Genomic DNA, 217 nt, shown 5'->3' with positions numbered 1-217 from the left:
AGCTTGTTTCCTGGTTGTTAAAGAACAGAAGATAATAAAGTTATCTTTATTTGGCGTCCCCACGGGGATTCGAACCCCGGTTACCGCCGTGAAAGGGCGATGTCCTAGGCCTCTAGACGATGGGGACAACAAATAAAGATACTCTATCTTACACTTTGCTTACGCACTTTTCTCTCTTCATTCATTTTCTACAATATATCAATCAATCTGTGTGGAC

1 tRNA gene is annotated in these 217 nt (G+C 41.9%); it reads right to left on the bottom strand.

Annotated features, from left to right (window positions below):
- Positions 1–51: 51 nt before the first annotated feature.
- A tRNA-Glu gene (locus HMPREF3263_RS08820) sits at positions 52–127 on the bottom strand.
- Positions 128–217: the final 90 nt, after the last annotated feature.

The organism is Haemophilus sp. HMSC61B11 (assembly GCF_001838615.1).
Taxonomy (GTDB): Bacteria; Pseudomonadota; Gammaproteobacteria; order Enterobacterales; family Pasteurellaceae; genus Haemophilus_D; species Haemophilus_D parainfluenzae_AD.
The sequence above is the reverse complement of the archived record's forward strand: the minus strand, read 5'-3'. Positions and strand labels throughout refer to the sequence as shown.